23 protein-coding genes are annotated in these 22042 nt (G+C 41.3%); 9 read left to right on the top strand and 14 right to left on the bottom strand.

Annotated features, from left to right (window positions below; genetic code table 11):
* Positions 1 to 157: 157 nt before the first annotated feature.
* The 3 genes from ACFFGV_RS05520 to ACFFGV_RS05510 form a co-directional block, all read right to left on the bottom strand.
* A complete protein-coding gene (locus ACFFGV_RS05520) occupies positions 158 to 1738 on the bottom strand; it encodes a long-chain-fatty-acid--CoA ligase (protein WP_377345594.1) in 1581 nt (526 codons plus the stop codon).
* Between the two features lie 158 nt (positions 1739 to 1896).
* Entirely contained in the window at positions 1897 to 2241 is a 345-nt protein-coding gene (locus ACFFGV_RS05515; RefSeq protein ID WP_377345593.1) for a VOC family protein, read from the bottom strand.
* A 241-nt stretch (positions 2242 to 2482) separates the two neighbouring features.
* Positions 2483 to 2833: a DUF2200 domain-containing protein gene (locus tag ACFFGV_RS05510; RefSeq protein ID WP_377345592.1), complete on the bottom strand. Its 351-nt coding sequence runs from the start codon at positions 2831 to 2833 to the stop codon at positions 2483 to 2485.
* 290 nt (positions 2834 to 3123) lie between these two features.
* Here ACFFGV_RS05510 and ACFFGV_RS05505 point away from each other — a divergent pair, with 290 nt between their 5' ends.
* The gene (locus ACFFGV_RS05505) at positions 3124 to 3363 is read left to right on the top strand and encodes a hypothetical protein (protein WP_377345591.1); all 240 of its coding nucleotides are present in this window, start codon (positions 3124 to 3126) and stop codon (positions 3361 to 3363) included.
* 1 nt (position 3364) lies between these two features.
* Here ACFFGV_RS05505 and ACFFGV_RS05500 read toward each other — a convergent pair whose 3' ends face one another.
* Positions 3365 to 4711, bottom strand: coding sequence for a cytochrome P450 (locus ACFFGV_RS05500; RefSeq protein ID WP_377345590.1), 1347 nt, complete (start codon positions 4709 to 4711; stop codon positions 3365 to 3367).
* A 116-nt stretch (positions 4712 to 4827) separates the two neighbouring features.
* Positions 4828 to 6279 (bottom strand): aldehyde dehydrogenase family protein, encoded by a 1452-nt coding sequence (locus ACFFGV_RS05495; protein WP_377345589.1) that lies wholly within the window; start codon positions 6277 to 6279, stop codon positions 4828 to 4830.
* Between the two features lie 222 nt (positions 6280 to 6501).
* Between ACFFGV_RS05495 and ACFFGV_RS05490 the strand changes: the two genes are divergently transcribed.
* Complete coding sequence (locus tag ACFFGV_RS05490; protein WP_377345588.1) at positions 6502 to 6618, top strand: putative holin-like toxin; 117 nt, start codon at positions 6502 to 6504, stop codon at positions 6616 to 6618.
* Between the two features lie 188 nt (positions 6619 to 6806).
* Here the strand turns inward: ACFFGV_RS05490 and ACFFGV_RS05485 are convergent, their stop codons facing one another.
* The 3 genes from ACFFGV_RS05485 to ACFFGV_RS05475 all read right to left on the bottom strand — a co-directional run bounded on the left by ACFFGV_RS05485 (position 6807) and on the right by ACFFGV_RS05475 (position 8801).
* The gene (locus ACFFGV_RS05485) at positions 6807 to 7043 is read right to left on the bottom strand and encodes a YqkE family protein (RefSeq protein ID WP_377345587.1); all 237 of its coding nucleotides are present in this window, start codon (positions 7041 to 7043) and stop codon (positions 6807 to 6809) included.
* Positions 7036 to 7377 carry an iron-sulfur cluster biosynthesis family protein gene (locus ACFFGV_RS05480; protein WP_377345586.1) on the bottom strand — a complete coding sequence of 114 codons (342 nt, stop codon included), beginning with the start codon at positions 7375 to 7377 and terminating at the stop codon, positions 7036 to 7038. The genes ACFFGV_RS05485 and ACFFGV_RS05480 overlap by 8 nt, the downstream gene beginning before the upstream one ends.
* Before the next feature lie 98 nt (positions 7378 to 7475).
* Entirely contained in the window at positions 7476 to 8801 is a 1326-nt protein-coding gene (locus tag ACFFGV_RS05475; RefSeq protein WP_377345585.1) for a glycoside hydrolase family 18 protein, read from the bottom strand.
* A gap of 171 nt (positions 8802 to 8972) precedes the next feature.
* Between ACFFGV_RS05475 and ACFFGV_RS05470 the strand changes: the two genes are divergently transcribed.
* Positions 8973 to 9251, top strand: coding sequence for a DUF2651 family protein (locus ACFFGV_RS05470; protein WP_377345584.1), 279 nt, complete (start codon positions 8973 to 8975; stop codon positions 9249 to 9251).
* Positions 9252 to 9300: 49 nt separating this feature from the next.
* On the opposite strand, the gene ACFFGV_RS05465 is transcribed toward ACFFGV_RS05470, so the two are convergent.
* The 4 genes from ACFFGV_RS05465 to ACFFGV_RS05450 all read right to left on the bottom strand — a co-directional run bounded on the left by ACFFGV_RS05465 (position 9301) and on the right by ACFFGV_RS05450 (position 13002).
* Entirely contained in the window at positions 9301 to 9714 is a 414-nt protein-coding gene (locus ACFFGV_RS05465) for a VOC family protein (protein WP_377345583.1), read from the bottom strand.
* A 73-nt stretch (positions 9715 to 9787) separates the two neighbouring features.
* Positions 9788 to 11059: a Y-family DNA polymerase gene (locus tag ACFFGV_RS05460; protein ID WP_377345582.1), complete on the bottom strand. Its 1272-nt coding sequence runs from the start codon at positions 11057 to 11059 to the stop codon at positions 9788 to 9790.
* A gap of 187 nt (positions 11060 to 11246) precedes the next feature.
* Entirely contained in the window at positions 11247 to 12026 is a 780-nt protein-coding gene (locus ACFFGV_RS05455; RefSeq protein WP_377345581.1) for an SDR family NAD(P)-dependent oxidoreductase, read from the bottom strand.
* A 13-nt stretch (positions 12027 to 12039) separates the two neighbouring features.
* Positions 12040 to 13002: an MBL fold metallo-hydrolase gene (locus ACFFGV_RS05450; protein WP_377345580.1), complete on the bottom strand. Its 963-nt coding sequence runs from the start codon at positions 13000 to 13002 to the stop codon at positions 12040 to 12042.
* A gap of 413 nt (positions 13003 to 13415) precedes the next feature.
* Here ACFFGV_RS05450 and ACFFGV_RS05445 point away from each other — a divergent pair, with 413 nt between their 5' ends.
* Positions 13416 to 14954, top strand: coding sequence for an AbgT family transporter (locus ACFFGV_RS05445; RefSeq protein ID WP_377345579.1), 1539 nt, complete (start codon positions 13416 to 13418; stop codon positions 14952 to 14954).
* Between the two features lie 40 nt (positions 14955 to 14994).
* Here the strand turns inward: ACFFGV_RS05445 and ACFFGV_RS05440 are convergent, their stop codons facing one another.
* Positions 14995 to 16614, bottom strand: a complete 1620-nt coding sequence (locus tag ACFFGV_RS05440) for a M20/M25/M40 family metallo-hydrolase (protein ID WP_377345578.1) — start codon at positions 16612 to 16614, stop codon at positions 14995 to 14997.
* Between the two features lie 210 nt (positions 16615 to 16824).
* On the opposite strand from ACFFGV_RS05440, the gene ACFFGV_RS05435 reads away from it, so the two are divergent.
* From ACFFGV_RS05435 to ACFFGV_RS05425, 3 genes are all read left to right on the top strand, one after another.
* Positions 16825 to 17574: a glycerophosphodiester phosphodiesterase gene (locus tag ACFFGV_RS05435; RefSeq protein WP_377345577.1), complete on the top strand. Its 750-nt coding sequence runs from the start codon at positions 16825 to 16827 to the stop codon at positions 17572 to 17574.
* 331 nt (positions 17575 to 17905) lie between these two features.
* A complete protein-coding gene (locus ACFFGV_RS05430; protein WP_377345576.1) occupies positions 17906 to 18010 on the top strand; it encodes a hypothetical protein in 105 nt (34 codons plus the stop codon).
* A gap of 97 nt (positions 18011 to 18107) precedes the next feature.
* Complete coding sequence (locus ACFFGV_RS05425) at positions 18108 to 18527, top strand: universal stress protein (RefSeq protein WP_377345575.1); 420 nt, start codon at positions 18108 to 18110, stop codon at positions 18525 to 18527.
* A gap of 111 nt (positions 18528 to 18638) precedes the next feature.
* On the opposite strand, the gene ACFFGV_RS05420 is transcribed toward ACFFGV_RS05425, so the two are convergent.
* Positions 18639 to 20678 carry a thioredoxin domain-containing protein gene (locus tag ACFFGV_RS05420; protein ID WP_377345574.1) on the bottom strand — a complete coding sequence of 680 codons (2040 nt, stop codon included), beginning with the start codon at positions 20676 to 20678 and terminating at the stop codon, positions 18639 to 18641.
* 192 nt (positions 20679 to 20870) lie between these two features.
* Here ACFFGV_RS05420 and ACFFGV_RS05415 point away from each other — a divergent pair, with 192 nt between their 5' ends.
* On the top strand, positions 20871 to 21311 hold the full coding sequence (locus ACFFGV_RS05415; protein WP_377345573.1) for an excalibur calcium-binding domain-containing protein: 441 nt from the start codon (positions 20871 to 20873) through the stop codon (positions 21309 to 21311).
* Positions 21312 to 21390: 79 nt separating this feature from the next.
* The gene (gene srtD, locus ACFFGV_RS05410; RefSeq protein ID WP_377345572.1) at positions 21391 to 22029 is read left to right on the top strand and encodes a class D sortase, LPxTATN-specific; all 639 of its coding nucleotides are present in this window, start codon (positions 21391 to 21393) and stop codon (positions 22027 to 22029) included.
* Positions 22030 to 22042 lie beyond the last annotated feature (13 nt).

Here is a 22042-nt window from a genome sequence, read left to right as displayed (position 1 = left end):
TAAGATAAAAAATTATCAACGAAGCATTCCTTTATAAAAATATAACAAATTTATACTTGTCCATTTTCTTTATCTACTAGTATAGCACAGCTTCCTAATTCCCCATAAAATAAAGAGAGTCTGAATGGATCGTTGTAACCATTCAGACTCCCAGCAATCAATTCACATGCTTTTCTTCTTTTTCCCAGAAAGGCTTCCTTAGGACTACCTTTTGTATTTTTCCAGATGCCGTCTTAGGAAGCTCCTCCATGAAGGTCACACTTCTAGGAGATTTAAAATGAGCTAATTTGGACCTGCAATAGGTTATAATTTCCTCTTCTCCTATTGTTTCCCCTTCCCGAAGCACGACTACTGCGTGTGGTGCCTCTCCCCATTTTTCAGATGGAACGGCCACTACTGCAGCTTCTAGAATGGATGGATGCTCATATAACGTTCCCTCTACTTCTATGGAAGAGATATTTTCTCCGCCGCTTATGATAACATCCTTTCTTCTATCAACGATTTCTATAAACCCTGCTTCATCCACGACAGCCATATCCCCAGTAAAGAGCCATCCATCCCTTATTGTTTCATTGGTTGCTTCAGGATTTTTGTAATACCCTTCCATCATATTATTGGTTCTTGTTATGATTTCTCCTATACTTTTGCCATCATGAGCAACCTCGTCTCCCAGCTCATCTACCACCTTCACTCTGCTTCCAATCATTGGATAACCAGCTTTTGCCTTCTGTAAATATTGCTCTTCTCTTGATAGGCCTTCCTCCTCAGAACGAGGCTCAGAAATAGTAATTAACGGAGAAATCTCTGTCATACCATACACTTGTATAAATTTCCATCCCATTTCCTCTTCTACCTTCCGGACAAATGCGGCTGGAGGAGCTGAGCCTGCAATCACCACACGCACGTCCTGTGGAATATCAGGCTTTATTTCTTCGTATGCCTCCATAACCATATTCAGTACAGTCGGAGCCATATGTAATATGGTAACTTTATGTTTTTGAATTTTATCCAGAATGAGATAAGGATCTGTTTTGTGAAGCATTACCTGAGCCGCTCCATTAGCCGTATAATAAAACGGCGAACCCCACCCATTTACATGAAACATAGGCAGCACATGCAATAACGTATCTTTGTCCGTAACTTGTAAATGATGCATAGCACTCATGGCATGAAGATAATTTGCTCGATGACTAAGCAGTACTCCTTTGGGGTTCCCTGTCGTTCCACTTGTATAAAGTAAGGATGCAATATCGGATTCTTTCAGATCTTCTCTTTGAAAGGGGTGAGTTGGGAATGATGAGAGCCATTGTTCATAGGAGGGCTGTTCCTTTGATGAATTACCGTGGACGTACACATGCTCGAGCAAGGATAAGTCATGGATAACCTCTTCAACGAGATGGTATAAAGAGTCATCTACAAAAAGCGCCTTACTTTCACTATGCTCTAATATAAACCGATAATCTCTAGCCTTTAGTCTTGTGTTAAGGGGGGTCATGATCGCACCTGTCTGCATAACTCCATAGAAGCCCTCCAGCATTTCAGAGGTGTTCGGAGCAAGATAAGCTACTTTATCCCCTTTTTCTATACCTAATGATGTGAGTCCATGAGATAGCTGATGAACCCGGTCCTGAAGCTTCCGATAGGTCATTACTTCATCTGTACCAATAATAGCTTCCTTGTCACCATACAATGCTACTGCTCTGTCCAGGAAATCAGTCAAAAGCAAAGGTACATGCATTACTTCACCACTCCTTGAAATTATTAAAACGCTTACATCACATTGTAAAGATGATACTGTTATATATCAATCATAATTGTAAGCTTGTATTCCAAAAAAGCATGTCTACTAATCAAACGAATATATCTCCATGTTACCCCTTCTTCAATGTGTCCTTCTCACTCCCTGTAATGACAAACCTGTAGCCTATTGCTGTCTGCATCAAAAAAATCAAAAAAAGTGTTTACTCCATCATCATGAAGCCTGCCTAATTGTACCCCTTTCCCCTTTAATGTTTCATACGTTTCTTTAATATCATTGGAATAGAAAATAGGGTAGTTACCCTCTTTGTTTGCTCCTTCTCCCTCCTCAATCGTTAGAGGAACGCCCTTATCTCCAACATGTAGGATTCGATACCCTTCACCTCGAAAAACTACTTCAAAGCCCAGATGTTCTTCATACCAGTCACTAGCTCTTTGCACGTTGTTCACTTTCATACATACAGTATCGATCCTTTCCAGCATACATTATCCCTCCACATAATATTACATCTGTAATTATCACACATTTCCAATTATTCCAAAAGATAACCAGTAACTCAACTTTATTAGCTAAGAAACCTTCTGATAGTGAAACAATCGATTAAGGCATGATAATTGAAGAACAGATGAAGTAAAAATCAATAAAGGGACAACTACCTATTCATAAGATAATCGTCCCCTTCTCGTTAACAATTGCGAAGCGCTGCTTCTTCGCCTTTATATATTATTTCCGCTGTATCTTCTCCATTGCTTTTCCCTTTGCTAGCTCGTCGATAAGCTTATCCAAATAGCGAATCTCTTGCATAGTAGGCTCTTCTATGTCCTCTACTCGGACACCACAGATTACTCCTTTAATCATAGAACGCGAAGGGTTCAATTGGGGAGCTTCCGCAAAGAAAGTCTCAAAGTCTGTCTGGTGTTCCAGTACTGCTTCTAACCCCTCCTGACTATACCCAGTCAGCCAACGAATAAGTTCATCCACTTCAGCTTTTGTCCGCCCCTTTTTTTCCGCCTTCGTCACATAATGTGGATAGACACTTGCGAAACTCATTGTATAAATCTTATGTTTCGTCACTGTACACTCGTCCTTTCTTTAATGATTATTTTAATTGGTTTATTTATTATATCATTGTCTGTATGGTTTAAATGGGATAACCATTAAAAATTCTTCTGTAATGCTATATTACATCTTTTTACGATATTCACTATAGCTCCTACTTAAATCCTAATTATTATATATAATGGTTGTAATACACTAGCTTTTTTCTTGTTAAATAAAAGTATGACTAGGGTCTGTATATAAGATAGTAAGCATTTGTATGATACTACATCGTGGTAGTCCAATTTCCTGAAAGGTGGTTAACAATGATAGTGGTACAAATCGTTATATTTTCTCTCCTTCTGTCCATATTCCTGTTAATACACAAGCGATGCAAAGACAGTATCTACCCAATTGGATTAATAGTTATCATTTTGGGAATCGGTACATTGGTGTATTGTGGAATAAGGGAAGGTTTTGAACCATTGCTGGTGCTTCTTCTTGTCACGTTTGTTACGGCGCTGGCTGGGGTTACTAGTACATTCCTGCGTAGAATAAAGAGATAGATTATGAGTCATTAACCGTTACCATAATGCCTTCCTTAGGACGTAATGTGATGAGAGGATTAGGAATTACTGGATAGTTCTTATCGAGATTTATCGAATTATACCTGTATATAGTCGCAAGCACTACTGTTGCTTCTATAATAGAGAAATGATTACCTATACAGCTCCTGGCTCCTCCTCCAAAAGGTAAATACGTAAAACGAGGGTTATGCTTTAACGAATCATCAAGAAATCGTTCTGGCACAAATGTATCAGGCTCCTGATAGTATTGCTTTTGTCGATGCATAACATAAGGACTGATATGAACAACATCTCCTTTATGCAGCCCCCAATTCTCTCCAATCGTTATAGACTCTTTAGCTTCTCTGCCAAACAACCAGGCCGGTGGGTGGAGGCGAATCGCTTCGTGAATGGCTGCTTTCAGGTATGTGAGCTGCTTAGCATGCTCGTACGTAAGGTTACTATTTCCTACTACCTCTTGAATCTCATCCATGATTTTCCTCTCTACATTTGGGTGAGTCGCTACATGATACATTGTCCATCCCATTGCATTAGCTGTTGTCTCGTGACCTGCTAAGAAAATGGTCATTACTTCATCACGCAGCTGTCTTTCTGACATTACATTTCCATCCTTGTCTCTACTTTCCATGAGGATGGATAATAAGTCAGTTCTAGTAGGAGTAGGCTGCTCTCGTCTCTTTTGAATGATGGAGGATATTACGTTTTCTAATGCAAGGATGGATTGGACATATTTCTTATTTTCCTTTGTTGGAACAGAAAGGGGAATTTTTATTAGAGATCGTATTCTCTTTGTAGATGTAGTCATTATTTCATCAATAGCTTGAGAAATGGTAAGATAATCTTTATTTACATCGGTACCAAACATTGTTCTGCAAATAATCCCTAAAGCTACATTCATTAGTTCTGTATGAATGTTAAAAGGGGTATCTAGCTTCCAATTTGCCATCATTTCTTTCGTTTCCTCTTCCATTACCATGACATAAGAGGAAAGGTGACTTTCTGTAAAGGATGGCTGCATCCTTCTTCGCTGCTGTTTATGTACCTCTCCTTCACTGGTCAATAGACCTTCTCCTACAAAGGCTTTTAAAACAGCAAAGCTTTTTGCCTTTTTAAAATAGTCTGCTTTAGTTACCAGCACTTCTTTTAGAATATCAGGGTCCTTAATATGATAAATATTCTGATGGCCAAAACGGAGCCTTACTATGTCGGTGTCTTCCTTTTGGATTTGGTCTAAAAAGGCCAACGGATCTTGTTTAAACGAGGTCAAGTGTCCGCTAATCCATTTCTCTTTCGGCATTTGTACCGGTACTTTAAGTGGACTGGTCATAGGAATCCCCCTCCTTCGTCATACCATTATATGTATGATAAAGGTCAAAGGGCATGCTATTCATTTCCATAAAAATAAGCCGGAGCACTGTGTGTCCGGCTTTCTTTTTATCGTTATTAGAACGGATAGGTTCTATATTCAGATTGAACACTAATCCATTTAACCGTTGTGAATTTATCTAATGCCCATTCACCGCCGAAGCGACCAATACCAGACTGCTTTTCACCACCAAAGGCTACGTGAGCTTCATCATTAACAGACTGATCATTAATGTGGATCATACCGGTTTCTACCTGCTTCGCTACTTCGATACCACGATAGCGATCTGTTGTGAATACAGAGCCGCTCAAGCCATAAGGAGAACTATTGGCCACGTCGATTGCTTCTTGTTCATCTCCTACTTTGATCACCGTAGCAACAGGCCCGAAAATTTCGTTATGAGCAATTGGCATATCGTTTGTAACGTTGGAAAGGACAATTGGCTCCATTAAATTGCCACGAGCTTCTCCGCTAACTAGCTGGTGTGCACCTTGCTGAACACTATCTTCTACATCTTTGTGAATGCGTTCTACAGCATCTTGATTAATTACCGGTCCGATGACTGTATCCTCTTCAGCTGGATCGCCCACTTTTAAGCTTTTTACTTTTTCCGCAAAGGCACTCGTAAATTGATCATAGATGGATTCGTGTACGATTATACGGTTTAAGGACATGCAAATTTGACCTTGGTGCAAGTATTTACCAAACGCAGCTGCTTGAACTGCTTTATCTATATCAGCATCCTCCAGTACAAGCATTGCATTGTTACCGCCTAATTCAAGTGCCGTATCCTTGATATGCTTCCCTGCAAGCTCTCCAATATGGCTTCCCACTTCGGTCGAGCCCGTAAAGGAAATAAGCTTCGGAGTAGGATGAGTTACAAAGGAATCTCCGATTTCTGAGCCGCGACCTACCACAACATTAATGACTCCTTTTGGAAACCCTGCCTGTTCCAGCAGTTCTCCAATGATAAGACCTGATGTTACAGGAGTATCAGAGGCCGGTTTCACGACCACCGTATTACCCGTCGCAATGGCTGGAGCTATCGTTCGAAGTGCGAGGTGAAATGGGAAATTCCATGGTCCGATTACACCGATTACCCCTTTAGGAGAGCGTTCAACATAATTATTCTTACCAGCAACATTGGAAGGCAGGATAGCTCCTTGCATTCTTGTCGGGAAGCTGGATGATTCTTTGACAATAGCCATTGCCGCTTGAAATTCTACCTGAGCCTTCATTTTAGTACTACCTGATTCTTTAACGAGCCAATCCATAATATCTTCTTTTCGTTCATTCATCTTTTGAAGCAGCACATCAAAGTATTGTTGAATTTGAGCAGGTGCTAATGTTGCCCACTCTTTCTGTGCCCTTTCTGCGCTGTCATAGGCTGCATTTAAATCATCTTGATTTGCCGATGTAATTTCCTGCAGTACTTCGTTAGTATATGGATTATAGTTGATTACTTTCTTATCACTGGATCCTTCTATCCATTCGCCATTTATATATTGCTTCGTATAAGCTGTGGTCATTGTTATTCCCTCCATCAATCTAAAAAATAGGTACACACATTACATTGCCAATTTATTTAGATTTCAAACTATTTTCTTCAAAAAGATATTTGAATGTTGTTAGGGAACATACGGTCTTTTGTCCTAAAGCACTACCGCCCATAATTTGGTATAATGGGGGGAGGAGTCGTGTTCTGCTTAAGGTTCTAAGGGTGGTCGGCTAACTCCCTGTGAAAGGGGGTGATGCCTCTGGATGCTTACCAAATGTTTGTGATTCTCTTTTCGTTTGGAAGCTTTATTGTTGGTCTGCTGGGATTAGTCGTAAAGCTGATCTCCGAAATCAACAACAATAAAAAATAGACCTCCCTTATTCCGCTAAGATAAGGGGGAGGTCTATCCTGTTATGATGGGCCGATCCTCTGTTTAAGAGAACGCGGACTCCGGCGACCACAGTTCCAGCTGTGGTCGTTTTTTATGAAGTTTAGAAAATCTACCGTTATTATACCACAGCAGTGAAAAACAATCGAGTAAAATCTTAACAGTTGTCCTTAATCTTTAAAATTCTTCCAATTGTCCATGTTGCTTTCGTTCAATAGTTCTTCAAAGCTCTTGTTTGCTTCACGCCGCTTCCTCTCTTCTGCCTTTCTGCGTTGCTCTTCCTCTTGCTTAGCTTGCTCTTGTTGTTTTAAATCGGATTTCTTTGAACGAAGCCTCTGCAGCATATCCTCATCCAGCATTCCCTGCAATGTTCCAGCCTGGTCTTCTGCTTTCCTTTTTTTACTCATTCATCATCCCTCCTGTTTTCAGTACTCTTGAAGATATGGAAGGATTCAACAACCCTTTACGACTTTTAAGCTGAAATAGCTTCCCATTCCAGGCAAGCGTCATCTCTGGTTCGAAGAACGTTTTCTGCTGATTATCTATAAAAATGAGGTAATCTTCATTTTCTACTTGCTCATCATATTTCGTCTGAGCTTCATTCGTAAAATAAATAATTGGCATACCATTAACTCCACAGCCGCAACCATCTATATCATAAAACAGTCGTAAGGATGTCTTCCCCTCCGGCTGTAAGCGTCTCATTTGGTCTTTGGCTTCTTCTGTGATGTGTAATTTCATTTCAGACACCTCTCTCTACCCTGCTTCTTAAAGTGTAGGAAATGTTCGTCATATTTGCAATAATAGCGTTCCACTAATGTATTCCCGTCGAGGAGCGATTATTTCTTAATATGAAATTCTTCTGTTAACAAATAACCTGCTTGTGGAAAACGTAATCCTATCTTCCACCCTCCTAGTCCAGCTAGCTCATATTGTTTAACTAATCGATATTTAGGAAGGATAGACCTAGCATCCTCAAACCAAACCTCATGAACAATTCCATTACTATCTTTATATCTGTACCACGGAGCTGCCGACTCATAATCGTAATGAACCTCTTTAGCACGGTGGACCGCTTTATTCATTGCTTCCTTCTGAGAATATGCCACGCCCTTTTCCCCATCAGGGGTTATCGTCCAATCATATGCATACATAGCTAGTCCTAGAAATATCTTTTCTTTCGGAAGAACTGTAACCGCATAATCTAACGTCTTCTTCACTTCTTTAATCGGTGCAATCGGACCAGCATCTCCCCCAGGCCAATGCCAGTCGTATGTCATAATAAACATAAAATCCACATGCTTGCCTAGGGTTTGATAGTCATAGGCAGAAGAGTGCACAGGTATGGCATCACCTTGTTTTGGAGGGACCGCAATGCCTAGTTCACCTCCTATTTTGTCTAGCCTTTTATTTAATTTAGCGATAAATGTATTAAACAAATCACGATCCTTTTCGTGAATCCCTTCAAAATCGATAATAATACCCTTGAACTGCTTGTCATGAATGACGGTAGCAATTTCTTCTATCAGCCTGCTTTCCTTAGTTTTATCAGATAGAAGCCGATGTACTAAATCTGGATCAAACCCTTGAGAGCTTAAATTTGTTAATGTAGCATAAGGGATAAGCCCGCTCTTCCAATTTTTCTTTATTGAATCTTCCCCGTGAAGAGTACTTAATCGGCCGGTTTCATCAGGATGGTATTCAAAAACGCCAGAAGATGTCAGAAATTTGTTGTACTCTTTTAGGATAGTGGAATTGTTTTCTGGAGTGGACGGAACAAAGAAGGCCCCCACGTCTACAAGCCTTTTCTCTCCTTGAGGTATGACTAATCTCGTTCCAGTCTGAATGGAAGTCTCTTTTATTCCATTCAGCTCCTCAAGTTTACGAACAGAAGTTTGATGAAGGTTGGCCAGCTTCCAAAGTGAATCTCCTTGCCTTACAATATAGGTTTCTCCAGGTATAAATAATGCTTGTCCAGGTATGAGCTGACCCGCATTTTCTATCCCATTTATTTTCTGTAAGTAAGAAATCGAAGTCTTATACGATTTTGCAATTTCCCCTAACGTATCTCCTTTTTGAACGGTATAAATGACACTAGCATTTGCGTGCGATGCGAAGAGTAGGATGCTGAATAAAAACGTAAACATACATATTTTCATTTTCATGGGCGGAGAATCCTTCTTTCTTTAATTTATGGTTGTAGTATTTGAAAGATAATCCGCCATATGCATCTATTTCATTTTCATTACAATTATATTAATTCCCCATCCTCCCCTTTTATTGGTAATTGTTGTGTTGTAAAATTACACTAAATCATTCTGTATGGGAGGTTCTTGATGTTTGTAAATCCTTTTGTCTGCTTCATCTTACCGATTGCTGCCATTGTACTCGGCTCCCTCGGATATCGGATATTTAATAAGCTTTCCTCTATGCCCTTAGCGATAGCGGGACTTACTCTTATCCTATCGCTCACTACATATGAACGTACCTTTCTCCTCTGGGCTTTTACTTATACTGCTTGTGCCTTTATGGCTGGTCTATTGACCAAATTACTTGCCCCTTCTTTATCAGAAGAAGGCCCCATCCATTATTTGGACATCGATATGGAAGCGTAACCATTAGGAAATATACAAAAAACCGAGCTATTGGGCTCGGTTTTTCCCTTTATTCAGGGTAATCGCAGTATTCAATAATCGTTCCTTCCGTGTCTGCCGGATTAAGGTAAATAAGACGACGTCCGTGCTTATTAATGCGCAAGGAGTTGGGAAGTGTACGAATGCCTTTGGCCGTCAAGTCTTCTATTGCCTCATCGAGATTTCCAACATGATAGGCAACGTGGTGAACCCCTTTCCCCTTCTGCTTAAGGAAACGAGCTATGGGAGAAGTAGTATTATTCGTTGGAGCTAATAGCTCTGTCCTCGCCCCGTTAATATCCATTATTGCAATTTCACTTTCCACACCCATCGCATCGCTTCGATACTGATCGATTAATGTTGCTCCTAATACATCCGTATAAAACTGAATACTTTCTTCTATATCTCTTACTGCTACACCAATATGATCTAATGTCTTCTGCATGATACCTCTCCTAGTTGCATTCTTATGATTATTGTAACACACCTAAGATTGCTTCTCGTACCCGGCGCTTTACCTATTCTGCGTAGTGCCCGCCAACGAGTCTACTTCGATGCTTGGCCGTACCAGCCTTCGTATAAGAAACTGCGCGCAGCAGCGCATCACTGCCAAATTTATCGCGAATCGTATCCATTACATACCCTAAATCCCGCTTCTTATCGCGTTCTGGCTCAAAAAGGCTCAACTGCATCCCTTCATCTTCTTCTATGTTAGAAAGCGCAATAGAAATCTTCCTCACGGTTTGATTACGGTAGAACTCATGGAATAATTCTATACAGACATCGTAGATTTCCGTCGTAATATTAGTCGCAGTCTGAATCGAACGGGAGCGATGAAATCCCCCTCCCTCGTCCTTACTATACCCAATCCCCAAGCTGATGGTCCTGCCTGCCTTATGATTTGCTCGAGCACGCTTGGCGACCTCTTCGCACATCTCTAGGATGACATACTTCACTTCCTCTGGATCTGGATAATCGCGCATTAGAATCTGACTTTTACCAAAGCTAATTTGCCCACTCATGATTGGAGCTCCTAATTCAGAAATGTCTACTCCATTTGCGTGGTAATATAACTGATTTCCCATTACCCCAAATACCTTCTCGAGCTGCTCGAGGGGAAAATGGGCAAGCTGTCCAACCGTTGTAATACCGAGACGATTCAAACGCTTTTCCATCCGGGACCCAATTCCCCACATTTCACTTAAAGGAGAGACCGGCCATAAGCTGGTGCGTATATCATCATATGTCCATTCTTCAATCCCCTTCTGCTTAGCGTCTAAATCGAGACATAGCTTAGACATCAGCATATTCGGCCCAATTCCAATAGCGCAATGAAGGTGGAAGGTCTCAAGCATTTCTTTTCGAATCATAGCGGCTACCTCCCACGCACTTCCCCACAGTTTTTCCGTGCCAGTAACATCGAGAAAGCTCTCATCCACACTGTACGTATGAATGGCCTCCTTTGGAACATAGCGATGAAACAGCCTTGTTATCTCAGTGGAAATTTCCAAATACATGCGCATCTGGGCAGAAACAAGATGGATACGAGGGTCATCTGGAATTTCAAATAATCTGCTGCCTGTGCGAATACCAAAATCTTTCTTTAAGGCTGGAGAGGCAGCCAGAACGACACTTCCAGGCCGCTTCAAATCTGCTACGACCGCCACATGACTCGTCATAGGATCCAATCCCTTCGCAATAGCAGCGCAGCTAGCATAAAAGCTCTTCATATCTACGCACAGTATTTTTCGATCTGGAAACGTGCTATAGTCTATGGTTGGGTTGGTCATGTCTGTCTCCTCCTGATACAGCAAAACGAATGTTTGTTCGCATAGTAGTACCTATTATTATGCGAACTTTTGTTCGTTTTATCAAGAGGAGATGTTTTCCAATTTTCGACATAACGTATTCGACAAGCGCAGCAATACATACACATCCATAAAAATACCCCTCCTATGGCAATAAGAGGGGGCTGCTTTACTTTTTGGAAAACTGATTTCGCAACATGACTTCCATCAGACCTGGCATCAGCTGGTACAATTTAGCACCGACATTCATCCAGCCTGGCATATTCACCTCGCGCTTGGAGGTAAAAAGGGACTGGACGATTCGTTTGGCTACGACATCCGGATCAAGCATATATCGTTCTACCGAAGACTGATACGCCCCTTCTGGATCAGCAGTATCAAAGAAGTTTGTTCGAACCGGTCCAAGATTTACACCCGTTACCTGAATATGATGATCCTTCACTTCCATACGAAGAGAATTAGTAAAGCCAATTACCGCATGCTTCGTTGCAGCATAGCCGGAGCTTTTGGGAGTTGAGATCTTTCCAGCTTGACTAGCAATGTTAATAATGTGGCCATACTGCTTCGTAATCATATCTGGAAGCACTTCCTTGACACATTGAATTAATCCAAGCACATTTACATCAAACATCGATTGAAAAGCATTCATTGGGGTGTCAGAAACCGATTCAAATATGCCAAACCCTGCATTATTAATGAGAGCATCTGGTGGACCGTACTCAGACCGTATGCGGGCGAACGTTTCACGAATAGCTTCTAAGTCCGCTATGTCACAGGCGTACCAGGCGCTTGCACCAGGCAATTGTTGTACTATTTCTTTTAGTTTACTAGCTCTTCTTGCTAACAGAACAGGGAACCCGCCCTGGTTTGCTACATGGTGTGCTATTCGTTCTCCTATCCCGCTTGAGGCTCCCGTAACAATAATGATCTTATCCTGTAATGATTGCATCGCTTTCTCCTAATTATACTGCAGTATAGTAATAAATTCCGTCTTTCTTCTCCACTTGTACTCGCTGAACAGATTCTAAATAATCCAATTGTCCAACAGTTTCAGACATCGTGAGCCCAAATTCCTTCTTTATGTGAGAAGGAAATAACTGCTGACACACTTCAAAAGGTGTCAACGAGTGTGCACCCAGCATATCATACACTTTTTGAGCACGCTGTTCTTGTTTTTGTAAACGCGTACGAATAATGTCATGTACCCCGTCAAAAACAGGCCCATGCCCAGGCATTACTTTTTTAATAGGGTAGGATAGACACTTCTCCATCGTTTCCCGATACGTAACAAGCGGTTTCGGCCGTACTCCTCCAGGGTGGCGTGGAGGTTCGAGCAATGGATTAGAAGAGATATGATATAACAGATGGTCCCCAGAAAGCATGGTCCCATCTTGTGCCCTAAAAAAGGAAAGGTGGCTTTCCGCATGCCCAGGTGTTGCTACTACTTTCCATTCTTTGTGTCCAGGAATCGTATCCCCTTCCTGTAAGGATTTCGTCAAGGTCCCTTCCCCTACATATTTTAATGGGTCACGAAGATGCTTGAAAAAAGCCTGATACTCTTCTCCAACGCCGAATTGTCGATACAATTCTAGAAAGAAGGCACGAAAGCGATTCAAAAAGGGTTCATCTCGTTCCAGCCATTTGCGGTTATCTTCATGTCCATACAAACCAATCATGTTTGGAAAACGATCAACGAGCCCGATATGATCTGGGTGGTGATGAGTGAGCACAATTTGTTCCACATCTTGAGGAGTATATCCTACCTCCTTTAACCCTGCTTCTAATGCCTTCCATGCTTCTTCTGTCTTAATACCAGCATCGACAAGCGTTAAGGAGTCTCCCTTTAGTAAATAGGTGTGAACATCCCCAACCCCAAATGGAGTAGGGACGGTTAATTGATGGATAGTATCAGTAGTATATAGCATAAGCGACCTCCAATAATGAATGATCATTCAGTTACTTCTATTGTACTCCTTTTGGTACGTTTTGTCATATATTCTAGCTATTGTCCAGTATTACCAGAAAAAATATTATTCCTCCCTTTCATGGAAAGAGGCACCATATTGTCTATATGAGAATGAACATTTGACACCAGGATAAGGAAAAATCCTTAAAAGAATACTAAATCCAGCACCTATCCCAGCTGGCTCTGTTCATCTCCAGTGGACAAGACGAATTAGATTTACTCTTTACGAAACCACTATAATAATTTACAATTTTCGACGAATTCCGCATTTTTCAAAAAACCTTTAAATTACCTGACGATTTCCTTATACTACTCTAGTACTTACGATTACATTAAATTATTTGAAAATTATTGAAAAGGGGGAGACTTGCGATGGAAAACACCCAAAAACGTACTTGGGTTATGAAGTCTTTGGATTTCATTGAGCGGGTCGGTAATAAACTTCCGCACCCAGCTACTCTATTTGCAATCTTTGCATTACTTATTATTATCGTATCTGGTATTATGTCCGCCCTTAATGTGACGGTGGATGACCCTATAAAAGGCGAAACGGTTCAAGTATTCAACTTGATGTCCACAGAAGGTATTCGCTATATATTCGAAAGCTTCGTTACAAACTTCACAGGCTTTGCTCCATTAGGTACTGTGCTTGTAACGATGCTTGGAATAGGTATCGCTGAGCGCTCCGGGTTAATCAGCGCTATGCTGCGCGGCTTGGTAACCTCTGTACCAAGCTCGCTCATCACAGCAACGCTTGTATTTGCAGGTATTATGTCCAGCATGGCTGCCGATGCTGGCTATGTAGTGCTCGTACCACTTGGTGCTGTGCTATACGCAGGACTAGGCCGACACCCACTGGCAGGTCTGGCAGCAGCCTTTGCTGGGGTATCTGCTGGCTTTAGTGCAAATCTATCTTTAACCGCACTAGACCCCTTATTGGCTGATCTAACTGTTGAAGCAGTAAAAGGCTCTATCTACGCTTCCTATGCGAGTGAAATTACGTACACGATGAACTACTATTTCATGGTAGCATCTGTTGTCCTATTAACGGTATTAGGTACATGGGTAACCAACCGCTTTGTTGAGCGTCGTCTTGGCACTTACGAAGGGGAAGTAGAAGATGAAGTAAACTATCTGACCAAGATTGAGAAAAAAGGGTTAATCTTCTCTGCCCTTGCTTTAATTGCAACGCTAGGTCTCATTTCTCTATTAATTGTGCCGGAATGGGGACCATTACGCGGCGAAGAGTTTTTGAAATCACCGTTCTTCTTTAATCTTGTGCCAAGTATTTTCCTAATGTTTATTATACCTGGATTTGTTTATGGAGTTGTTACGAAAAATATAAGAAATGATAAAGATGTTGCCAATCAATTGAGTCAAACAATGGAGTCAATGGGATCATTTATCGTATTATCATTCTTTGCTGCTCAATTTGTGGCTTACTTCTCCAAAACAAATATCGGCCGCATTCTAGCTATAAAAGGTGCCGAGTTTCTAAAAACAACAGGAATGGAAGATTTCCGTGTCATTCTGTTGTTCATTATCGTAGCAGCATTAATTAACCTATTTATGGGAAGTGCATCAGCGAAATGGGCCATCATGGCACCTGTCTTCGTTCCGATTATGATGAGAATTGGTTATACACCGGAATTTACGACACTTGTCTATCGTATTGCTGATTCCACAACGAACGTTATCTCACCATTAATGACCTACTTTGCCATTGTGATTGCATTTGCTCAGAAATATGATAAAAACGTAGGAATTGGAACACTCGTTGCGACGATGCTGCCATATTCCATCGTATTTATGATTGCCTGGGTGATCATGCTGTTTGTATGGATGGCTCTAGGTATTCCGATCGGACCAGGAACAGGCATCGAATTTATGCAGGAAAACTGGACGAATTAATATAAGCCTTGCTCCTTTATGGAGCAAGGCTTTTCTATTTCTAATTTTTCAATAAGAAGTGTATCGTATCTGTTACGATATGGGGTAAATATTCAAAGCTATACTTCAATTCCAATCGTTCTGTCCATTGATGCGGATCCTTACCACGAGGACCCACGTTCAAGATGGGCATCTGCAGTGTCTGAAGCAGCTGCTCGGACAGGTCATACCCCTTCCCCTTTAATGGCATGTTTTCCATTAAGGTATGAAGAGACGCAGAGGAGGTTGCCGGGCCGATAAAGCTTAAATCAGATAAGCCGGGGAAGAATTCTATTTCCTTCAACTCTACCTGATAATGCTCTTTGGTGTATTCTTTCACGCGTGTTAATGTCCTTTGAATATACGCATCCCCTTTAGAGGACACTGCGGGATAGAATGGTGGGCTGTAGAATAAAACAATCATTGGTGCTAAATCCTTACACAACGAAGCAAGCTCGTGAACCAATAAAGTAGAAAATTCCCGGTCTCCTTTCTCTCGCTGATTGATTAAAAGATTTTCCCGTCTTTCTACTTCATGAAGACCAAATCTAGAAACTGCCTCTTCTACAAGCTCATCGTACATTAATACTCGAACATCCATTTCTGGAAATTCAAGACCTGGCTTTTCCTTATGAAAAGCCTCAGCCTTGTGCTGATAATGCTTCGTAATACGCCCGCTCGCCCTATGAGCAGCCTGCATCAGCTTCTCATTAATATCATCAATAGACTGCTTTAAATACAATACATTGTACATAGAAACGGCAGCTTGAGGAGTTTGTACAGAGTATTCTTCTTTAAGATCCCGCTGCATCAGACTGACAGGAGGAGGCGTTGTTTCATTCCCCACTGTTTCAATAAACGTTTCATTCAACTCAAGCTCCTGAGCAATATAGCTAATCATTAAATTCGCATTCAACCCAGCAAACGGCTCGCCTACATGTGTTTCCTTTCCGTAGCAGAAGAAACCCGGTAGTACTTTTCCAATTGAACCAGAATACACATAATTATGTGGGTCACCTGGATATTGACTGAACATCGGCTCTCCGTTTAAGCAAGCTTTATAGTGTAAATTCTCTTGCTCTTTGATTTCCTGAAGCGCTGGAAGTGCCTGCAGCATCCCAAAGGAGTTTGCTTCTTCATCGGGGACCGTTAACAGCAATATGTTACCGTTAAACTCACCAGACATGGCCTTCTCAAGCATCGATAAATGAACAGACAATCCCGCCTTCATGTCCATCGTCCCTCTTCCAAACAGCCACTCTCCATGTTCTAAATCTGCTTGCACAGCATCGGGAAGTTCATCTATATAGCGATGATAGTCCTCCGTTAGAGCACGAGGATGGAAGGCTAAGTTCTTCTTCAACCCATAATCTTCCACACCAACTACGTCAAAGTGACTTAATAAAATAATGGTTTCGGTACTTTCCCCCTGTTTTACAAGTGCGGTCAATAATCTCCTGCCATCTTGTAATGGATGCAGTTTCATATGCTCTGGATTTTTCTCAAAATAAGGACGTTCCGACAGCTTATGATATAAATATTCTACCAGTGCTATTTCCGCTTCACTACCCGTAATACTCGGATATTCCACGAGAGAACACAGTAAATCAACGAGTTGTTCTTTACTTTGCCATTGTTGCATATCCTCCACCTCACCTTACACCCATAGTACAATTTATGTATGATGTTCTGCTCCTACTACTCCTTAGGATTATATTTTCAGACTACTTCATGCTATCATAATTCCTTGCAGGATGCCCACGTGTCGTAATGGGTTTTGAACCAAACTAAATTGACAATTTCGTGTAGATAACAGAAAATAAAATGGAAATACTACCAGGAGGTGCCAATAGTGAACACAACCATTTTTGCCCACCGTGGTGCAAGCAAAATAGCACCTGAAAACACAATGCCTGCTTTTAAGTTAGCCAAAAGTGTCGGAGCAGAAGGTCTTGAAACAGATGTGCAATTAACCAAAGACAATGTCCCTGTTCTCATCCACGACGAAACACTGAATCGGACTACAAATGGTAACGGATACATTAAAAATCATACATATGAACAATTACAACGGCTTGATGCTGGAGCCTGGTTTGCTGAGAAATTTCAAGGTACCTCCATTCTGAGTCTAGATCAATTTCTTACCTGGTCCAAAAAGTTCCCGCTTCTCCTTAACATTGAACTAAAAACAAATATTATCGAATATGAACACATTGAGTCCATTGTACTAGAACATATTCAACGCCACAGCCTTCAATCTAGGACCATTATTTCAAGCTTCAACCCTTCTACCATTAAACGGTTCAGCAAGCTTACAAGTGAGGTAGAGACTGCACTGTTACTATCCCAGCGCATTCGAGACCCTTTATCCTATGTAAAGAATAGCGGTGCAAAGGCGCTGCATGCGAAGTATTCATTGTTAACAAGACGTCTGGTCGAGGACTGCCGGAAAGAGAACATGCCATTAAGAATTTATACTGTGAACCGCCCACCCAGAATTATGCGTTGTTATAAGTTAGGCTGTGATGCTATTTTTACAGATGTTCCTCATTCCGCTATTGAATACCAGCAGCTCTTTGACCATCGCTACGGTAATCGGTAGCTTTCAATATAATTGCTTTTACGGAAGAATACTGCCTTTCTTCCAGCACTCTCGTGAGAAGGGATATAGTGAATGGAAAAAGCTCCGCTTCCTAACAAGGAGCAGGAGCTTTTTGGGTAGTGCGCCTATATTTTTTGATATTCGCTCATAAATATGAAAATTCGCCCATATTTTTTGATATTCGCCCACAAATTTTAACATTCGCCCATATTTTTGAAAATCCGCTCACAAATGCTATCGGTTGCTATCGTATATATGGTTGTTTCCTTCACGTTAAGTAAAGTTTTCCGATTTAGCCTGCAATATCGGCGGACCTACTACTGCAGCTGCCATGGCAATTGCAAAAGGCTGGACTAAGCTGGTCGTTCTTATATTGCTCCTTGTAGGGAATTATATCGGAGCAGGCATTGGTGCTTGGTTTAGTAGTTTAATATAGTGACAAATTTGCGAATTGCAAGACGTTTATCCTAAACATATGTTAAAATTTAAGTATAGAGAAGGATATAACGGCTAACCAAAAGGAGTGGTTTTCGATGGAAAAAATATTAGTTGCTTATGATGGTTCTACTTTGAGTAAAAAAGCTCTTCAGGAAGCTATGGCAAAAGCCAGAGAGCGCCAAGATACCGAAGTCCACGTTGTTACCGTTATTAATCCAACAGGTCCGTTTACCAACGTGGCAGTTTATAAAAGTATTGAAGAGGATCTACGAAAAGAATCCAAAGTGGAGCTAGAAAAAGTAGAAGAAGAATTTCGCCACGTTAATCATCCTATAAAAACCGAAGTTCTTGCCGGCAATGCTGGTGCTGAAATTTGCAAGTATGCTAGAGCACAGGATATGTCCCTTATAATGGTCGGCAGCCGAGGTCTTGGCAATGTGAAAGAGCTTTTCTTAGGAAGTGTCAGCCATAATGTCGTGCAGCATTCACACTGCCCTGTTTTAGTACTAAAATAACTACGCAAAAAGGAAGCCCACTAGCAGGCTTCCTTTTTTAATGCATTACTATTGGCTCTGATAAAGTATTTTATTGGAGGCTCAGTCTTCCACTATCTCTCGATAATAGGTTTATTTATGATAGAGCTGCTCTACTGCTTCCCATAATTTTGTTGTCGGCTGCTGACAGGTAAACTGTTCACATATATATAAGGAAGGCTGTGCATCGATCTGCTGATAGTCTTTCAAGTACGGTGCCAAGTCTTTTAGGTGAGCTGGGTTATTTGTATAGATTATGGCATCAAAAGGGTGAAAATGAGACTGAAGGTGCTGCACTACTTCGTCAGATTCTACACTCTTCCCTACAAATACAAGTTCCTTAGCGGGAGCTTCTTCTTGTAACAGACTATGCAGAAACATGGTAAAACCAGCAGGGTATGCTTCTACATCCTTTTTAAAGGTAGCGAGCATAGAGGTAGCTTTTTCTTGAAAAACGACATCCCCTGTTAAGCGGGCCATTTTCTGTAATACCATAGCTGCCACACTATTAGCAGAAGGTAATGCTCCATCCTGGGCTTCCTTATCCTTCGCAATCAGTTCTCTATCGTCTGACCCTGAAAAAAAGTACCCTCCATTTGCTTCGTCAAAAAACCATTTCTCCATTTCTTGAACCGTATGCTGTGCGCTCTGTAAATACTCTGGCTCGAAGGTCGCTTCATACATTTCAACATACGCCCAAGCGAGAAAGGCATAGTCATCCAAAAACCCTTTATGTTTGACTTCCCCCTCACGATACCGCTTCATTAGCCGTTGCTCGACAACCAAGTTAGACTCAATAAACTGTATAGCTTGTTTAGCTTTAGCAAGATAGTTAGACTGATGAAAGACACGCCCTGCTTTCGCTAATGCAGCAATTGTCAAGCTATTCCAAGACGTCAGGATTTTGTCATCTACATGCGGGTACACTCGCTCTTCCCTTTTTGCTAGCAATTGTACCCTGCCTTCTTCTAACTTGCTGTCCAACTCATGCGGGTCTAAACCATATCGATCTGCATAGCTTACTATGTCCACGTTAATTAAGTGAGGAATGTTATTCCCTTCAAAATTACCATGAGGAGTCATTTGATAAACGTCTGTAAATAAGTCACCTAGTGATTCTCCAAGAATGTCATAGACCTCCTCGAAGGACCATGTGTAATACTTCCCTTCTTGCCCTTCTGAATCTGCATCAATGGCAGAATAAAAGGCACCTGCTTCGTTTGTCATCTCTCGGTCTAGAAAGGAGACGACTCCTTCACAAATTTTCCGATAGCGCTCATTGCCTGTTACTTGATAAGCCTCCGTATAAGCCATAAGCAGCATAGCATTGTCATACAGCATCTTTTCAAAATGAGGCACGAGCCACTTCTCATCCACAGCATAACGTGCAAACCCTTTACCAACATGATCATGGATACCTCCAGCAGCTATACTGTCCAGTGTTTCCAGCGCGAAGCTCAAGGCTTTCTCCTCACCTGTCCAATGATAATAACGAAACAGAAACATCATCATGTGGGGTCTTGGAAACTTAGGCGCTCCACCAAAACCTCCAAAGGCATCATCAAATGATTGCTGCAGCTGCTCAAATACCTGATGCAGTACATCTCGATCCAAGCGATGCGCTTGATCGACTTCATACTGCATATTGAGCACCTTCGTAATTTGATTAGAAGCTCTCGTTATTTTATCTGGATCCTGCTTGTACTGCTCATATAATTGCGTAATGACCATTGAAAAGCTAGGGATACCGTGCATACTCTGCTTCGGAAAATAGGTACCAGCATAGAATGGTTTTTGCTCAGGGGTCAAGAAAACACTAAGCGGCCATCCCCCTTGCTGATTCAACATTTGACATACACGCATATAAATTGAATCCACATCCGGGCGCTCCTCGCGGTCTACCTTAATAGAAACAAAGCACTCATTTAACAGTTTAGCCGTTTCCGGATCCTCGAATGATTCATGGGCCATGACATGGCACCAATGACAGGTGGAATAACCAATGGAAAGAAAAATTGGCTTCCCTTCCTCCTTAGCCTTTTCGAAAGCTTCTTCCCCCCATGGATACCAATCAACTGGATTGTCCTTATGCTGCAGTAAATATGGAGATTTTTCATATTGAAGACGATTCATGGAAACACTCCTAACTTTTACACTTATGAAGCTATCGTACATTATGTTTGCCTAATACCATCGTAACATTTATGAACTAACACAAAATTATTTTCAGATTTTTCTTTCTTTTTATGGTTTACATATTTCCAATTATCCCCTAAAATGCAAAGTGTAATAGGGGATGGTACAAATAAAGAAAGGGGACTTTTGATGAAAAGACTGTTTCAATTTGTGTTAGCTGGAGTGTTAGGTTTAGGTATGTCATTGGGCGGCTTCTCTATTGCTAGTGCAGAGCATGGTACGGATTATAATTGTACTGAAGATTTTAGTACATATGATGAAGCCAAACAGCATTGGGATAACCATGGCTATTCAAAAGACAACGACCCTGAAGATTTAGACCGTGATAGTGACGGCATCCCATGCGAAAGCCTGCCAGGTGGCGAAGATGCCGGCTCTGATAATACTTCTTCTGATGAGAGCATGGAAGGGTCAGAAGATAATGCTTCTTCTGATGACAGTACAAATGCTGACGAAGAAGGTGGAGAAATGCCGGATACAGCATCCAATTACGCAACAAATGCATTAGTCGGCTTGGCATTGGTCGTATTAGGTGGATCAATATTTACGTTCCGTAGACGCTTCCAATAAAGGATGATAAACATCCCCTGACTTTGGACAGGTACATCCTGTCCAAAGCTCTTTCTCCTTCAGAAAGCAGGTGAGATAGATGAAATACATTGAGGTAGGTCTTATACTTATAGGTATTTTTTTCATTAGCTGGAATGCATATCAATGGTGGGAAAGCTCTAGCTCTGTCACCGCTATTCCAGTCGCTGATAAGTCAGAAAGTAGTCCTTCTGACACATCCCATGCATCATCAGTAAATAGTACGAAAAAAGAAACCCTAAATAAGAAAGAACATACACCTTCCTATCCTACAAGTACCCTTGACTATGACACTAAGGATGGAAAAGATATAGCTACCTTATCCATTCCGTCCATCGGACAACAATTTTCTGTATATTGGGGTACTAGTGAAAAAGTTCTTCAAAAGGGGGTTGGTATGTATGACAGCAAATGGACCTCTGTTCCGAATCGTCATACCGGTCATACAGTTTTGAGTGGTCACAGAGATACGACATTTTATAAGCTAGGAGAAATTGAAATGGGGGATGTTATCGATGTCTCTTATCAAGGCAGTTCTATCTCCTACAAAGTACAAGACATATGGAAAACCGATGCCGATGATTTATCCGTCATTGTCGATAAAGAAACCTCCACGCTCACTTTAACAACGTGCTATCCGTTTCAATTTATCGGTGACGCTCCGAAACGGTATATAGTCCAGGCTGAGGCCATTCAATAATAAAGGAACGAAA

This window comes from Pontibacillus salicampi (assembly GCF_042434395.1).
GTDB classification, from domain to species: domain Bacteria; phylum Bacillota; class Bacilli; order Bacillales; family BH030062; genus Pontibacillus; species Pontibacillus salicampi.
Note: the sequence above shows the minus strand (reverse complement) of the source record. Positions and strands in the feature narration are given on the sequence as shown.

Bases quoted from the DNA above. Each gene is read 5' to 3' on its own strand.
- ACFFGV_RS05475 (WP_377345585.1), bottom strand. From the start codon at position 8,801: ATGAAAATGAAAATATGTATGTTTACGTTTTTATTCAGCATCCTACTC.
- ACFFGV_RS05440 (WP_377345578.1), bottom strand. From the start codon at position 16,614: ATGCAACAATGGCAAAGTAAAGAACAACTCGTTGATTTACTGTGTTCT.
- ACFFGV_RS05430 (WP_377345576.1), top strand. From the start codon at position 17,906: ATGGCAATTGCAAAAGGCTGGACTAAGCTGGTCGTTCTTATATTGCTC.
- ACFFGV_RS05445 (WP_377345579.1), top strand. From the start codon at position 13,416: ATGGAAAACACCCAAAAACGTACTTGGGTTATGAAGTCTTTGGATTTC.
- ACFFGV_RS05460 (WP_377345582.1), bottom strand. From the start codon at position 11,059: ATGACCAACCCAACCATAGACTATAGCACGTTTCCAGATCGAAAAATA.
- ACFFGV_RS05490 (WP_377345588.1), top strand. From the start codon at position 6,502: ATGCCTCTGGATGCTTACCAAATGTTTGTGATTCTCTTTTCGTTTGGA.
- ACFFGV_RS05520 (WP_377345594.1), bottom strand. From the start codon at position 1,738: ATGCATGTACCTTTGCTTTTGACTGATTTCCTGGACAGAGCAGTAGCA.
- ACFFGV_RS05515 (WP_377345593.1), bottom strand. From the start codon at position 2,241: ATGCTGGAAAGGATCGATACTGTATGTATGAAAGTGAACAACGTGCAA.
- ACFFGV_RS05500 (WP_377345590.1), bottom strand. From the start codon at position 4,711: ATGACCAGTCCACTTAAAGTACCGGTACAAATGCCGAAAGAGAAATGG.
- ACFFGV_RS05495 (WP_377345589.1), bottom strand. From the start codon at position 6,279: ATGACCACAGCTTATACGAAGCAATATATAAATGGCGAATGGATAGAA.
- ACFFGV_RS05415 (WP_377345573.1), top strand. From the start codon at position 20,871: ATGAAAAGACTGTTTCAATTTGTGTTAGCTGGAGTGTTAGGTTTAGGT.
- ACFFGV_RS05480 (WP_377345586.1), bottom strand. From the start codon at position 7,377: ATGAAATTACACATCACAGAAGAAGCCAAAGACCAAATGAGACGCTTA.
- ACFFGV_RS05470 (WP_377345584.1), top strand. From the start codon at position 8,973: ATGTTTGTAAATCCTTTTGTCTGCTTCATCTTACCGATTGCTGCCATT.
- srtD (WP_377345572.1), top strand. From the start codon at position 21,391: ATGAAATACATTGAGGTAGGTCTTATACTTATAGGTATTTTTTTCATT.
- ACFFGV_RS05425 (WP_377345575.1), top strand. From the start codon at position 18,108: ATGGAAAAAATATTAGTTGCTTATGATGGTTCTACTTTGAGTAAAAAA.
- ACFFGV_RS05465 (WP_377345583.1), bottom strand. From the start codon at position 9,714: ATGCAGAAGACATTAGATCATATTGGTGTAGCAGTAAGAGATATAGAA.
- ACFFGV_RS05455 (WP_377345581.1), bottom strand. From the start codon at position 12,026: ATGCAATCATTACAGGATAAGATCATTATTGTTACGGGAGCCTCAAGC.
- ACFFGV_RS05485 (WP_377345587.1), bottom strand. From the start codon at position 7,043: ATGAGTAAAAAAAGGAAAGCAGAAGACCAGGCTGGAACATTGCAGGGA.
- ACFFGV_RS05450 (WP_377345580.1), bottom strand. From the start codon at position 13,002: ATGCTATATACTACTGATACTATCCATCAATTAACCGTCCCTACTCCA.
- ACFFGV_RS05420 (WP_377345574.1), bottom strand. From the start codon at position 20,678: ATGAATCGTCTTCAATATGAAAAATCTCCATATTTACTGCAGCATAAG.
- ACFFGV_RS05505 (WP_377345591.1), top strand. From the start codon at position 3,124: ATGATAGTGGTACAAATCGTTATATTTTCTCTCCTTCTGTCCATATTC.